Raw genomic sequence first — 14,616 nt, 5'->3', positions numbered from 1 at the left:
CAATTATTAAAAATAAGCTGCTTGAAATTCAAGCGGTTTATTTTTTTTATTCTACCCATGCATGTTTTACTTGCAGCGCAACACGGCTCTTCTTGAAAAAACGGACGCGTTTGCGGCGGGTGATTCTATGAAGTAATTTATCAACGATATAATAAACACAAGGCACTACCACCAACGTTAACAATAACGAACTGGTAAGACCACCGATAATAACCCATGCCATACCATTCTTAACTTCTGCACCGGCACCTGATGCCAATGCAATTGGCAACATACCTACGATCATCGCAATTGTTGTCATAAGGATTGGTCGGAAACGCTCGCGACCAGCATCTATCAATGCTTCTACAAGCGAGGCTCCTTCTGCCTTCCGGTGATTGGTAAAGTCTACGAGTAAGATACCGTTCTTTGCCACAAGCCCCATTAGCATGATGATACCTACCATGGTAAAGATGCTCATGTCCTGCATAGTTAATGCCAGTGCAAGGAATGCTCCGATCATCGCAAGCGGCAATGCGAACAAAACCACCAGTGGATAGATCGCATTTTCATACAACGCCACCATGATCAGGTACACCAGCAAAATTCCAAGACCCAGTGCCCCAAGCAAACTACCAAATGATTTTGACTGATTCTCAAGGTTACCAATGAACTGCCATGTAACTCCTGTTGGCAATTGCATTTTATCGACCTGTGCTTTTATTTCGTTACCAACCGTTCCCGGAGAACGTCCAACAACAGATGCATTGATAGCTACAGAAGGCAATCTGTCCATACGTTCCATTACAGTCTCACCCATTGTTTCAGTGATCTCTGCAAATTGCGACAACTGAAACTGCTTTCCCTGGGAATTTGTAAACTGCAAACGACGAACATCATCAATATTTGTTTTGTCAAATTTATCGTTCTTCACCATGATGTCGTACTCATTACCGTTTGATTTGAATTTAGCATTGTCATTTCCGCTGAATGCATTCGCAATAGCAGTACCAACATCAGATGCATTCAGACCATAAGCGGCAATCTTTTCACGATCAAGTTCGACATCAACCTCAGGTTTTGGATCATCCACAGTGTATTTCACATATTGTGTTCCCGGCGTTTTCGCCACTACATTTTTTATCAGAGCAGCAGTTTTACGCATGTCCGCGCGGTTTGCACCTTTCACGGCCAACTGAACATCCACTTGAGTGTTACCTGTGATGCTCACCGGGCTCACTGTAACTTTCACGCCGGGTATTTGCCCGATCATATTTTTCATGCGGATACCAAACTCATCATCCGATACTTTTCTTTTTTCTTTGTCTACCAGCACAACAGTCAATTCACTCACATTGCTGTTTCCACCGTTTGTAGCGGTAAAACCGGCTGTACTGCTGAAGCCAACATTGGAGAAAACACTAACCACTTCCGGTTGTGCAAACAGCATTTTTTCTGCCTGTTGAACGATCTGGTTATTTTGATAGACAGCTGTTTGCGGCGCCATTTCCAGTTTCATATTCAATTCTCCTCTGTCACTTTTGCTCACAAATGAAAAACCAATGAAGCCTTTTGTTAGCAACATGAAAGAAGCTATAAATATCACGAACGTACCACCTAAAATCCAGCGTTTATGTTTAAGCGCCCAAGTCAAAATACTCGTATAGCCATCTCTCAAATTCGTAATGCGATCTTCGAACCAGATGTTCATTTTACCCCACCATGATTTTGGATTCAAATGAACGATCTTTCCGTAACGCGCCGCCAGCAAAGGTGTAAGCGTAAAACACACCAGCAAGCTCATCAATGTAGAACTAACTACCACCAATGCAAACTCGCGGAGGATATTACCAATAATACCACCGGCCAATGCAACAGGCACGAACACTACAACGTCCACCAATGTAATGGCAATCGCTGTAAAACCAATTTCAGAACGACCGTCAACTGTTGCTTTCACCTTGTTCTTACCCATCTCCATGTGTCGCATGACGTTCTCCAGGATTACAATCGAGTCATCCACCAGAATACCAACGACCAATGAGAGTCCCATCAAGGTCATCAGGTTGAGCGACATGCCAAATACATTCATGAAGATGAACACCGGAATCATGGATGCAGGCAATGCCACCAACACGAACAATGAACTTCTCAAACTGTGCAGGAACAACAACATCACCACTGCCACGATAAACACCGCAAGAATCAGGTCATGAATAACGGCATCTGAAGAAGCCAATGTATAAGTTGACTGATCCGATGCAATGTCAAATTTCAGATCGATGTTTTTGTATTGTGTAGTAAGTTTATCCAAACGTTGCCTTACCAATTCACTTACTTCCACTGCATTCGCATCACTTTGTTTCATTACCTGAACACCCAAAGACGGAACACCGTTAAAGTGGTTAATGGTTGTAACATCTGTTTGCGCATCTACTACTTCAGCTACATCTCTCAGGTATACTTTACCACCATTGGCGCTTTGTTTAATTACCATATTGCGCATGTCTTCCGGATCGGTAAACTTTGCATCAAACTTAATGGAGAACTGATTCTTCGGTGTTTCCACAGTACCCGCAGGAGATGAAAGGCTCGCTGCATTCACCATTTGCGCAACTTGTGTGATGGTTAGTCCATACGCATCAAGTTTATCCTTATCCACGTTTACATTGATCTGGCGCTCATTTCCTCCAATCAAACTAACCTGACCAACACCTTCAATATTTGCAATTTGCGGCTTGATCTGTTTATCAACCAAATCATATAAAGCAGCAGGACTCATCTTTGCCGTAGTTGCCAAACGCAATACAGGAATATCATCAGATGAGAATTTATTCAAAATAGGTTGATCAATACCGTTTGGTAACGCAGCGATGATCTGGTTCACTTTTCTCTGCGCATCATTCAACGCGTAGTTCACATCGGCTCCATCTTTTAACTGAATGGTTACCGTAGAAACGCCTTCACGTGAAGACGAAGTAATCCTGTCTACACCTTCCATCGAAGACACCGCGTCCTCAATATTTCTTGTTACCGCATTTTCAATTTCCTCCGCAGATGCACCGCGATAAGTGGTGATCACAGTCACAACGTTTGCATCAAACTTTGGAAGCAAATTATAATTAAGTTGTTTGAAACTTATTAATCCAAACAATATCAACGCCACGAAAGCTACTACTATCAGTAAGGGACGCTTTATGGCGAGTTCTGTCAGTTTCTTCATTTTAATATGTTTTGAGTAGAGACAAGGCACTGCCTTGTCTTTGTATAACAGGCATCATGCTGTGTTAAAGAAAGACGAGGCACTGCCTTGTCTCTACGTCATTTTTAATCAATCATTTTTACACTAGCGCCTTCGCTCAGGTTGATTTGTCCGTTCACTACTACCTCTTCTCCTACATTAATACCTTCTACTACTTCTACATTGTTACCAATCTCTCTGCCCGGAATAATTTTTCTTACAACTGCTTTTCCATTTTCAACAACATATACATATGGGTTCTTGAAGCTTTCAACCAATGCAGTACGTGGTATCAACAATAAAGGAGCATTGCTTTTGCGTGCAAAATCAACGTATACATAAGTACCAGCTTTTAACGGATGCGCAGATGTGTTGGGTAATTTCACCTGTATTTGATAGTTGTGTGTCGCGTCGCCTTTCTGACTGATGAATGAAATAGTGCCTTTGAATTTCTCACTTGGATATACCTCAGTAGTCACTGTTACAGGCTGACCAACTTTTAAAGTATACGCATCTTTTTCAGTAATCATCACATCGACTTTCAGTGTGCTGATGTCAACGATAGAACCAAGCACAGCACCGGCGCTTACATAAGTACCGGCTTCTAATTTCTTAACAACGATCTGTCCGCTGATTGGCGCTTTGATATTGTTATCAGCTATTTGCTGTTGCAATTGACTGATCTGATTAACTGTGTTATCGTAGTTATATTTTATGTCCTGTACATTTTGTTCTGTGGTCGCATCACCTTCCAAAAGCGTCTTGTTACGTTTGTAGTCGCTTTCATATTTTGATTTCGCCAATTCAGATGCCTCTGTTTTTAATTGCAGCATTTTGTTATCGATTTGAGCAATGGTTGCGCCTTTCGATACGTAGCTGCCCAATTCAAAATTTACAGCCACCAGCTTACCGCCCGCTGTCGCCATAATATCAGACTCGAGGCTAGGAACAAGTGTTCCTGTTTTTATCAACTGATCGTTTACGTCTGCCTTCGCGACTTTGATCACGTTCACCGGGATCACGACATTGCCCGATGCAACTGGCTTTTTCTTTTCATCAATGTGTTGCTTATTGCTTGCGAGTCTCCATCCTATTAATCCAAGCACGCCGAGCACTACAACTATGGGGATTATTCTTTTCATTTCTTTTGGTTTTATTATTTTCTTAGTTGGTTGTTATTGCGAGTTAAAGTTTATTGTAAAAATCTTCCAGCGATCCTTGCGCATTTGCCAAATCAAGTGCTGCAACATAATAGTTGATCATAGATTGCAGGTAGTTGTTTTGTGCTGAGCTCCATGAGCTTTCTGCGTTCAACAGATCACTGAGAGAAGCTGTACCGCCTTTGTACTGCAGGTTTACGTTATCGTACAGATCCTGCGACATTTCCATATTTCTTTTATCACTTAATAATGTTGTACGAGCCTGTTCACGTTTGTTGGTCGCATTTTGAAAAACCATGTTTGAATTGGATTGATTCAGTTTCAGATTTTCCTTTGCAGTACTTATGGCAATCTTTGCCTGTTTGTACTGTGCGTCTTTTTTGAATCCATCAAGTAAAGGAATGGTAAACTTTAAGCCGATGGTGGAGTAGTCAAACTGATTGGAGAAAACATCTCCAGCTGATTTACCAATGCCATTCAATCCATAGCGGCCAAACATAGACACTGTAGGAATGTAACCTGCACGAATGGATTTCGCACTGATCTCATTCAATTCAATTTGCTTTTCCTGTATTTTATAAGCAGTGGTACTTACATAATCGAAAGTACCTGTTGCCGGCGCAGTTGTTACGTTTTGCACCCATCGGGCAGTATCAGTTAAAACAACGTTTGCAGATATATCCATTCCCATCGCATTTTTCAATCTGTTCAATGCGATAGTGTAGTTACTTTCTGCATTGGCAATTTGAGAATTGATATTATTCAAATTCACTTCTATCTGTCTGGCATTGATCTTTTTACCGGTTCCTTGTTGTGCTTGCAAGTTTGTTACGTTGTACAATTTCTCTGTGCGAGCCTTGTTATCTTTCAGCAGTTGAATTTGCTTTTGAATAACCAGCACCTGGAAATAGGAACCCGATACATTATATATGATCTGCTCGTTGGTTTGTTCTCTATTAAGTTTTGAAAGTTCCATATTTGGCTCATTCGCTTTAATACCTAAAAGCAGCGATTGATTGAACAACGGTTGATCCAATTGAGCAGTAACCGTAGAACTATATGGAGACCCCATAGATATTTTGTTCCCGTTAATTTGCATTGTCTGCACCTTCATGTTGTAATCATACTCGCCATTAATATTCATTTGCGGTAAATACGCAGCGAGGGCTTCCCTTCCCTGTTCCTTTGACTTGGCGATATTATTTTCGGCCACTTTTATGGAGCTATGGTTTTGCAGGCCATAGGATATGCATTCTTTAAGAGACAGGTTTTCCTGGGCGAAAATGGCTCCAAAGGGTAATAAAAAAAGGAGCGTTAGAACGTTTCTCATAATACTTAACATTTGGTTGATATATCAATAGTTGATATATCAACATTATATACAAAAAAATTTTATTTGTTTTTTCCTTCCAGTTTATCAGCTATGTCAATAAGTGCGGCAAGAATCGTTTCTTTCTCTTCGACAGAGAAAGCTTTAAGCGCCTCGGCTTCAGCTTCTTTTGCAATATTCTTTAGTTTCACGGTTAAGGCATTACCGTTTTTGGTTGGGATAACATTGTTTCTGCGTTTATCATTCACATCTTGTGAAACGGTTACAAGTCCTTTCTTCACCATGGTTGTGATCGTTCGCATAACAGATGATTTGTCCCGTCCCAGTATATCTGCAACGTCCTGCTGCGAAAGCTCTTTTTTAGCACAAATCACCATCAGTACCGGCAATTGTTCCATTTGTAATGGAACATCCAATTTCTGCATCAGGTGGTTACCATTGCGAAACATAGCCTTTTGAATACGATGGAGCTGAAAATGTAAAGTCCCACGTAAATCGTCGAAAAGAGGACTATCCGATATGTCTTTTGGCATTTTCATAAGGCAAAGTTACAATAGTTGATATGTCAACCAAAATTTATTTTAAAGATTTATTTAGCACACAGATGACACGGATTAGACTGATTTACACCGCTGATTGCCGATGCCTTTTACCGCAAAGAATGCTAAGGTTGCGCAAAGGAAGCAAAGATGAACATTCCTCTTCGCTCTGCGTTTTTACCGAATCAGTTAATTTGAGTGATGCTACTCCGCGATCTTTACTGTAAATAAAATGCCTATCACCGAAAAAAATCCGTGTAAATCTGTCTAATCTGTGTCATCTGTGTGCCAATAAAAAGTTAAGGTGCACCTAGTGAAAGACGCACCTGTTTATGAACATCAGGCTTTAATTATTTTCTTTCTGAGATATTTTCTAATTGGCTCATCAATAAACCTAAGTACCAGGTAGGCAAATGCAAGCAGCAAAATTGTGCCTACAATTATAACGGGTGTCATCTCCTTTATATCAGGTTTTGTTTTCTGCACCCAGCTAAAAAATATCCAAATAAATGGATAGTGCACCATATAAAGTGGATAGGAAATCTCGCCAGAGAATTTACATATTTTTTTAACGCCATTTCTTAAATATGCGCCTGCACCAAGAGACACCATCAATGGCAGATAAATGATAACAATAATAGGATCAACGCTCCACGCATTCTTATCATTGAAAGGAAATAAAAATGCCATCAAAGTCAACACTGCAACAGGAATGAATCCAAGTTTTGACTTGATGATCCAGCCGAAACGATATATTAGCATTCCCATCAAAAATGAAAAGCTAACTCTGGCTGGGCCGCCAATATAATTGTCATCCAATGTTCCCCAGCCTACTGATAAAAGTTTGAATTTATGCGACACATAAACCAACACTGCAGCGGACACAATGGTAAGAATAAGAAGCACTTTTTTACTTAGCTTAACCAATACAAATGCATACACCACATTTATCACATACTCCCAAAACAGCGACCAGGTTGGAGGATTTAAGTGAAACAAGTTTAAATAACGCTCAGGCACTACTGCATAAGGAATCATTAAACAAGAAGTAACAAACATGATGACCATCTTACCCGAATACGAAAGCCACAGATTACTGAATGGATCAAATATAAAACTCAGCAATCCAATAATTGAACCGATGACTACGAGTGGATGTAATCGAATCATTCTCAGTTTAAGGAAAGCAGAGGTTCCTATTTTTTCAAGCCTGTTGTCATAGGCATACGCAATCACAAAACCAGATAAACAGAAAAAGAAATCCACGGCGAGGTATGCGTGGGCTATGAAACACTTATTGTAATCTGGCACAGCAATTTCCATGAAATGAAAGACCACAACTGCAATTGCAGCTACGCCACGCAGGCCATCAAGGATTTCAAAATGTTGTTTTGTTTTAAGAAGATTGATTGAGCTTTTGCTCTCAAGGGTTAATTCCTGCTGCGTCATTGGCTTAGCAATTTTTTAGAAAGGCTCAAATATACTGTAGCAATAATTAATCTTCAGCCTGAATAAGCAAAGACATGCACCATCCGGTAAATCCTACCTGTAAACTGTAAATACAAACCCGTGGTAAGGCCAAATTCTTTCAGGTAGCTGCAACGTTTTGTTATATTTAAGTCTCAATTAAGTCTCAACCTTAAAAAAATGAAAAGAATTATCCCCTCTATCGCAATATTGCTGTTAACCGGCTATACCCTTACTGCTCAAAAAGTCTCTTACGGGTTCAGAGCTGCAGCCAATTTTTCAAAGGTGACCAATGCAGCTTTTTGGGCCGAACAAGAACACAGTGTTATTTCTAATGAATTCCCGACAGTTATAGAAGCCAGCAAAAGCCAGATTCTTCCGGGCTTTCATGGTGGCGCATTTTTCAACATCGAACTTTCGTCACAATTTTCGATTCAACCAGAGGCGAACTTTAATATGTACGGCTCTAAAACTTACTTAAAGTGGCCCGGAACAGGTAATGAGACCACAGAGGAACAAAGATTAAATTACTTTTCTGTTCCTGTTTTATTACAATACCGGCTTTCTAAAGATTTTTTTCTGGAAGCAGGTTTTCAGCTGGATTTTCTGCTGTCGGCTAAACGCTCATATAGAAGCACCAACAGCTCACATGAGACTTTCACTGGTGAAACTACCAATACCGATAGTTACAAAAAGCAAGGTTTTGATATTAATTTTGGTGCAGGCTATCAAATTCCCAAACTACCTGTCGGAGTATTTTTCAGGTATAATTTAGGTGTAACGAATCTGCCAACGATGACATGGGATAAAAAACTGGAAAACAGAACTGCGCAGCTGGGTGTGTTTTTCAAGGTTCCGAATAAAAAGTAGAAAGCGTCTTTATCTGTAAAATCTTATACATAAAAAAAGGAACTGTCAACTAACAGTTCCTTTTTCTTGTCAATCAAAAATTTCTCTCCTACACTACAAAACCCACGCCCACAGTATTGTTGCTGTATTCATCGATTAAAATGAAAGAACCGTTTTGCTTGTTCTCAGCATATTTATCGGCAAATACAGGCTGCGCAGTTTTAATAGAAATAAAACCAATCTCGTTCAAGCCAAGCTTGCTAACATCTTCCACATGATTGAAATCCTGCACGTTGATGCTACTGAACAGGTTGCCTACTTTTGCTTTCACGCGGTTGATGCCATGTTGCAGCAAATAGTTTTTGCCAGGAACCAATGCTTCATGATCTAGCCAGCAAACCTGGGCTGATAATTCTTTTGTAGAATGAAACTGTTGATTTTGCAGCACCAGCATGTCGCCGCGGCTCAGGTCGATTTCATCTTCCAAAGTAATTACAACGCTATCACCTGCTTCCGCATGATCAACAGAAACATCGTAGCGGAAAATATCTTTAATGTTAGATTCTCTCAAAGAAGGGAGAGCAACAACTCTATCGCCTTTTTTCAAAACACCACTTGCCAGCTTTCCGGAGAAACCTCTAAAATCATGATGCTCATTAGATTTCGGACGGATCACATACTGAACGGGGAACCTTGCCGGCAATTCATTTTCTTCTGTGTGCCACTCAAGAGTTTCAAGGTGCTCAAGCAATGCCGGACCTTGATACCATGACATATTTGAAGATATTGAAGCAATATTATCACCAAATAAAGAAGCGATTGGAATGAACTGCAAATGCTGTTGTTTGAAGTTTCCTTTTCCAGACAATGCTTTGAATTCATCTTTGATCTTCTCGAATTGCTCTTGCGAATAATTTACCAGATCCATTTTGTTCACGCACACCACTACATTGGAAATGTGTAAGAGGTTGGTAATATAGAAGTGACGATATGTTTGCTCTGCAATACCATTTCTTGCGTCTACAAGAATGATTGCTACCTGCGCGTTGCTTGCACCGGTAATCATATTTCTTGTGTACTCCACGTGACCCGGCGTATCTGCAATAATGTATTTTCTTTTGGGTGTAGAGAAATAAATGTGCGCTACATCAATCGTGATACCTTGTTCACGCTCTGCAATGAGGCCATCTGTTAAAAGGCTAAGATCAAGATAATCCACACCTCTTCTTTTGCTGGCTTTTTCAATTGCCTCGAGTTTATCTGTTGTAATGCTATTGGTTTCATACAACAATCTTCCGATCAATGTACTTTTACCATCATCTACACTACCTGCTGTTGCAATTCTAAGTACTTCCATAGTTTTACTGTTCGTTAAGAGTTTTAGTGTGTGTACGATGTGGGATGTACCATGTACGAAATTCATTCGTGTGTTATATTCTGAACAATTTCGTACACCGTACATCGTACTTCGTACAACTATCCACCGTTATTATTTTAAAAATTCCAAGGCTGCCATCCACAATATTCTCAAGCTCGATAAACTTACCAAACCGCCTACTGCGAAGAGCATATATTTCATTGGTATTTTACCAACTAATCTCGCTGCTATTGGCGCTGCTATCAAACCACCAATGATAAGACCGGCAATATCTGTCAAAGGCAAACTTTTCAAAAGAATGAAAAAAGTGAGTGTACTTGACAGCACCACAAAAAATTCTGTCAAACAAACTGATCCAACGACGTAACGTGGATTTTTTGCTTTTGATAATAATGTACTCGTTACCAATGAGCCCCAGCCGCCGCCTGCAAAGGCATCCATGAAACCACCTGCGGAAGCGAGCCATCCGGCATGTTTTATCTTACCTTCTTTTCTCCTTTTTGCAAATGCCTTTGTTATGATACGGATGCCCAGGTACAAAGTGTACACTGAAAGTATTGGCCTTACTATGTGTGCAGATTCCTTCGCATATACAGCCAGTACCGCTCCCCCGATCGCTCCAATACACCCCGGTACTACCAATGCCTTGAATAGCTTTTTATTTACATTACCAAACTTACGGTGGCTATATCCTGACACTGCGCTCGAGAACACACGTGCAGAGTGCACTCGGCTACTCACAATAGCCGGATTTACCCCAACAGAAAGCAAAATGCTCGTTGAAATAACGCCATAACCCATACCCAACGCACCATCTACAAACTGAGCCAGAAAGCCCGTTAACAGCATGAGTAAAAACCAACCGTGGTCGATATTTCCAAGCGCTGTTTTACCAAAGTCAGCTATTTCTTTAAATGGTATATAAGAAAGAATGGCATGCCCGATAACCATGAACACAAAAGCAAAAATGCACCAGGTTACAATGCGTTTCCATTTTTTATCGCTTACCATTGGTGGCTGGTCAACTGTAAGCGGCGTTTCAACCGGTGTTTGATTATCTACCAACACTTTGGTGATGTTGTTCAGCTGCTGCACTTTGTTGTGAAAATCACCGTTAAGGCTTTGTCTTATGTGCTGCATGTTGTCCAATACCTGTTCCAATTCATCAGGAAGCATTTCATTGAACACTTCTTTCAATCTTTTTGCAACGGTAGGTGATTTGCCATTTGTGCTTACGGCGATTTTTAAGTGCCCTTTGTTTACAATGCTACTCAAATAAAAATCACATAAATCAGGCGTGTCGGCAACATTGGCAAGTATACCTCTTTCTGCTGCTTCAGCTTTAACTTCTGCATTTAAAGATCTGTCTGCTGTAGCTGCGAAAACAAGGTCCTTACCATCAAGATCAGATGCTTCGAAAGGTTTTTCCAGCAACACGACGTTGTCATTGCCAATTACCATGTTTCTTATATCCGCGCTGATTTCCCTTGCCACGACTGTAACTCTTGCATCCGGAGAGCAGTTCATTACAGAAGTCATTTTCTCTGTACCGACAAAACCTCCACCCACTATCAGTAGGTGAAGGTTCTCCAGTTTCAGAAAAACAGGATATAAATTATTTTCTGTCGTTCGTGTTTCTTGCATAATTAATTCATTGGGTTTATGCGATAAACCCCTACTTGTCTCCCTGGAACAAGCCGTCCACTATGATCGTTGCGTAATACAATCCACCAATTGTCGGGCCGCCTGCATATTGATAATATCTATTGTTAAACAGATCCGCTGCTCCTACTTTAACCGTGCTTCTCAATTTTGGCAAACTGTATGTTACCTGCGCATCAATTGTATTGAATGCATTTACTTTACCGGTTACCAAAGGACTTTCCCAAAGGAACGAATCCTGCCATTTCCACACAATATTAAAGCCAACATTTTCTATTACTTCACGATTACCAAATGATACGTTCGTCGTCCATTTTGGCGTATTAAACCCTGTTACAAAAACGTCGTTCGTAGCATTGGTTTTAATATCGTTATAGCTTACGTTACCAGAGATTGTAAATTTCTTATAAAAATTATAAGTAACCGCCAAAGCTGACCCGTAACTGTGATATTTATTTTTTGCGTTCGTATACACACGATAGCGATCCTGACCCTTGCTCGCTGAGTTGCCACCACTTGCGGTTGTTGCATCGCGGTTGCGGTCAAGCATTGCGATTACTGCAGCATCAGAACCCACTGTTTCTCCCTTAGGTACATATACTTGCACCTGGCCGAGAAAACCTGTGTAAACATTTGAGTATGCGTCGATATCTACGATCACTTTATTTTCAAACAATACTGTTTTGTAACCAACTTCAAATGAGTTGATCTTTTCAGGTGTAGCATTTGGAAGATTTGCCCAAACAAGTAAATTCCTGTTTGCCAATGCCGCTGCATCGGTATTGCCCTGCGCCTTCACTGCTGCGTTAAAGTTGATAACAGATTGTTGTGTATAGCTATTATTCAAATACCCAAGTCCTTCGTTGATATAAGGAAGGCTACCCACACGTTTCACTCGACCATTGTTTACGTAAGACAATGCTTCAAACAATGCCGGGAAACGATAACCCTGTTGATAAGTGAAACGGAAATTATGAATTTTGTTAGCCGTATATACTGCGGCTATGCGCGGTGTGAATTTTCCGGTAAACTCAGGGTTATAATCATATCTTAAAGAACCGAATAATTTCAGTTTCTCGTCGAAGAATGTTTTAGTAACCTGTGCAAAGCCACCGAATTTCTTGTAGTATACATTTGCACCAAAGTTGCTGGAATCGGGCACTTTGCCGTCAACCATTACAGGCTTGTTACGCTGATCGATTGGTCTGCTGAAATCTACGAAGTTGTTGCCGTCAGGAATAATTTCATAGATACGCGTATCTGCACCAATCAAAAGGTTGAAATACTTTACGTGACGTGAAAGATCCCACTGACCTTCTGCATGATACATGCGGCTTTTCTGAATCAAAGCTGCACCGCCCGTTACAGGCGCATCAGGAATAGCAGACGATTTAATATCCCAGTTATTGATGTGGCGAATGGTATTTACCAGATCATTGAATTCTTTTGTGCCCGGCTCTACGCGTCCTGCATCTGCTGCCTGACGAGCGAAGATGGTTGCCTCTGCAAGATTACTGGAGTTCAATGCTCCGCCATGACTGGTACCGTATTGTTGTAAAGCCGTTTTATATTTTGCACTCCACGCAGTCGCGCTTCCACCGCTGTACAGATCAAGGTTGTCTGCAAGAGGTTTCACGTTGTACGAGTCTCCTGTATTTTCAAGAGACACATAAGTGCGTACTAAAAAGTCTTGTCCTTTCAATTCCAACTTGTGATTTTGCACACGCACGTTATCAAGCTGCACTTTGTTACCACGTTGGAAAACACCATCCATTTTACCGAAACGGTAGCTATAGGAGATTTCTGTTTTTGGTGTAAAACGATAGTAAACAGATCCGTCCAATTTCAGGTTGTCAACGGTCGGACTCACCAGGTCTTTTTCCCAATAACCCGTACGAGCCACTGTCAGTGTTTGGTTTGCCTGTCCGTTGATATTTAAACCAGTGATGGAAACCGTGTTACTACCTGCAAGGGCATCATCGCCGTACTTGTTCCAACCATCAAACGCTGCATTTGCATTGTTCAATTCAGGGAACTGAGGGTTAGCAGATTTTAAGTTGTTTGGATTCTGGTCGCTATGATTGTCAGAACGCCAGTCGGTACCACGCAAATAATCTACGTTTAATTTGAAAGCGAATTTATTGTTGAAAGCTTTTGCATAACGCAAAGCTGATTCTGTCAATAAGGAAGGAGAATGATCAATACCATCAACATGATTAAAACCTGTTCTTTGATAGATGCTCAAGCCCTGGTATTGAAAAGGATTTTTTGTAATGAGGTTAGCCATCCCGTTGATCGCGTTCATGCCGTACAATGCAGAAGCTGCACCGGGAGTAATTTCCACTGTTTGGATGTCCAACTCAGTTGGCCCGATCGCATTCCCCAACGGCACACCCAATGTAGCGGCTTGCATATCCACGCCGTCTACTAGCTGCATGAAGCGGAAGTTGTTTGGAATGTTGAAGCCTCTTGTGTTAGGTACTTTAAATGTGAGAGAAGAAGTGGTAAGCTGAACACCTTTTACGTTACCCAATGCATCGTAGAAAGACGGCGCCGGAGTTTCCTTTAATGCGCGGATATCAAGTTTCTCAATTGCAACCGGAGAACGCATTATCTTTTCAGACTGACGGCTCGCAGTTACTACTACTTCGTTTGCATAAAAGGTTTGTGTGAAAAGTTGGACCCTGATTTTATCGCTTAATGATTTTACGTTTACTTCTTTTGGTGCAAAGCCAACGCCTGTGAGCACTAAAACGAATGGAGGTTGTTTTGCTGTAACCAATTTGAAATTACCGAGGCTATCACTTACAGTTCCTGTGTTGGTTCCTTTAATCTGTATAGAAATACCATCCAATGCCAATTGACGGTCGTCGGTTACTTTGCCCGACACCTCAATGGCGCCATTCAACTGGGCCTTCGCATTGGTAAATATTAATGTAGAGACTAAAATGACTATAACAATTTTAATGTTATTGATAAATGACTTTTTCATTGAAGAAAGCGGTTAATTT

At 40.8% G+C, this 14,616-nt stretch carries 9 protein-coding genes; 1 reads left to right on the top strand and 8 read right to left on the bottom strand.

What is annotated here, in order from left to right; all coding sequences use genetic code 11:
- Positions 1 to 46: 46 nt before the first annotated feature.
- From QJ048_RS22660 to QJ048_RS22640, 5 genes are all read right to left on the bottom strand, one after another.
- Positions 47 to 3,202, bottom strand: a complete 3,156-nt coding sequence (locus QJ048_RS22660) for an efflux RND transporter permease subunit (RefSeq protein ID WP_282336744.1) — start codon at positions 3,200 to 3,202, stop codon at positions 47 to 49.
- Positions 3,203 to 3,306: 104 nt separating this feature from the next.
- The gene (locus tag QJ048_RS22655; RefSeq protein WP_282336743.1) at positions 3,307 to 4,362 is read right to left on the bottom strand and encodes an efflux RND transporter periplasmic adaptor subunit; all 1,056 of its coding nucleotides are present in this window, start codon (positions 4,360 to 4,362) and stop codon (positions 3,307 to 3,309) included.
- Positions 4,363 to 4,405: 43 nt separating this feature from the next.
- Positions 4,406 to 5,710, bottom strand: a complete 1,305-nt coding sequence (locus tag QJ048_RS22650) for a TolC family protein (RefSeq protein WP_282336742.1) — start codon at positions 5,708 to 5,710, stop codon at positions 4,406 to 4,408.
- A gap of 62 nt (positions 5,711 to 5,772) precedes the next feature.
- Positions 5,773 to 6,249 carry a MarR family winged helix-turn-helix transcriptional regulator gene (locus tag QJ048_RS22645; RefSeq protein ID WP_282336739.1) on the bottom strand — a complete coding sequence of 159 codons (477 nt, stop codon included), beginning with the start codon at positions 6,247 to 6,249 and terminating at the stop codon, positions 5,773 to 5,775.
- A 339-nt stretch (positions 6,250 to 6,588) separates the two neighbouring features.
- Entirely contained in the window at positions 6,589 to 7,698 is a 1,110-nt protein-coding gene (locus tag QJ048_RS22640) for an acyltransferase family protein (protein WP_282336738.1), read from the bottom strand.
- Between the two features lie 198 nt (positions 7,699 to 7,896).
- On the opposite strand from QJ048_RS22640, the gene QJ048_RS22635 reads away from it, so the two are divergent.
- The gene (locus tag QJ048_RS22635) at positions 7,897 to 8,586 is read left to right on the top strand and encodes a porin family protein (protein WP_282336737.1); all 690 of its coding nucleotides are present in this window, start codon (positions 7,897 to 7,899) and stop codon (positions 8,584 to 8,586) included.
- Positions 8,587 to 8,674: 88 nt separating this feature from the next.
- Here the strand turns inward: QJ048_RS22635 and QJ048_RS22630 are convergent, their stop codons facing one another.
- From QJ048_RS22630 to QJ048_RS22620, 3 genes are all read right to left on the bottom strand, one after another.
- Positions 8,675 to 9,922, bottom strand: coding sequence for a sulfate adenylyltransferase subunit 1 (locus QJ048_RS22630; RefSeq protein WP_282336736.1), 1,248 nt, complete (start codon positions 9,920 to 9,922; stop codon positions 8,675 to 8,677).
- 132 nt (positions 9,923 to 10,054) lie between these two features.
- Complete coding sequence (locus QJ048_RS22625; RefSeq protein WP_282336735.1) at positions 10,055 to 11,587, bottom strand: TSUP family transporter; 1,533 nt, start codon at positions 11,585 to 11,587, stop codon at positions 10,055 to 10,057.
- A 31-nt stretch (positions 11,588 to 11,618) separates the two neighbouring features.
- Entirely contained in the window at positions 11,619 to 14,597 is a 2,979-nt protein-coding gene (locus tag QJ048_RS22620; RefSeq protein WP_282336733.1) for a TonB-dependent receptor, read from the bottom strand.
- Positions 14,598 to 14,616: the final 19 nt, after the last annotated feature.

The sequence above is a fragment of the Pinibacter soli genome (assembly GCF_029961145.1).
Lineage (GTDB): Bacteria > Bacteroidota > Bacteroidia > Chitinophagales > Chitinophagaceae > Pinibacter > Pinibacter soli.
This window is presented reverse-complemented; position numbering and strand designations above follow the sequence as displayed.

Coding starts and splice junctions, on each gene's coding strand:
- QJ048_RS22660 (WP_282336744.1), bottom strand. CDS start 3,202: ATGAAGAAACTGACAGAACTCGCCATAAAGCGTCCCTTACTGATAGTA.
- QJ048_RS22655 (WP_282336743.1), bottom strand. CDS start 4,362: ATGAAAAGAATAATCCCCATAGTTGTAGTGCTCGGCGTGCTTGGATTA.
- QJ048_RS22650 (WP_282336742.1), bottom strand. CDS start 5,710: ATGAGAAACGTTCTAACGCTCCTTTTTTTATTACCCTTTGGAGCCATT.
- QJ048_RS22645 (WP_282336739.1), bottom strand. CDS start 6,249: ATGAAAATGCCAAAAGACATATCGGATAGTCCTCTTTTCGACGATTTA.
- QJ048_RS22640 (WP_282336738.1), bottom strand. CDS start 7,698: ATGACGCAGCAGGAATTAACCCTTGAGAGCAAAAGCTCAATCAATCTT.
- QJ048_RS22635 (WP_282336737.1), top strand. CDS start 7,897: ATGAAAAGAATTATCCCCTCTATCGCAATATTGCTGTTAACCGGCTAT.
- QJ048_RS22630 (WP_282336736.1), bottom strand. CDS start 9,922: ATGGAAGTACTTAGAATTGCAACAGCAGGTAGTGTAGATGATGGTAAA.
- QJ048_RS22625 (WP_282336735.1), bottom strand. CDS start 11,587: ATGCAAGAAACACGAACGACAGAAAATAATTTATATCCTGTTTTTCTG.
- QJ048_RS22620 (WP_282336733.1), bottom strand. CDS start 14,597: ATGAAAAAGTCATTTATCAATAACATTAAAATTGTTATAGTCATTTTA.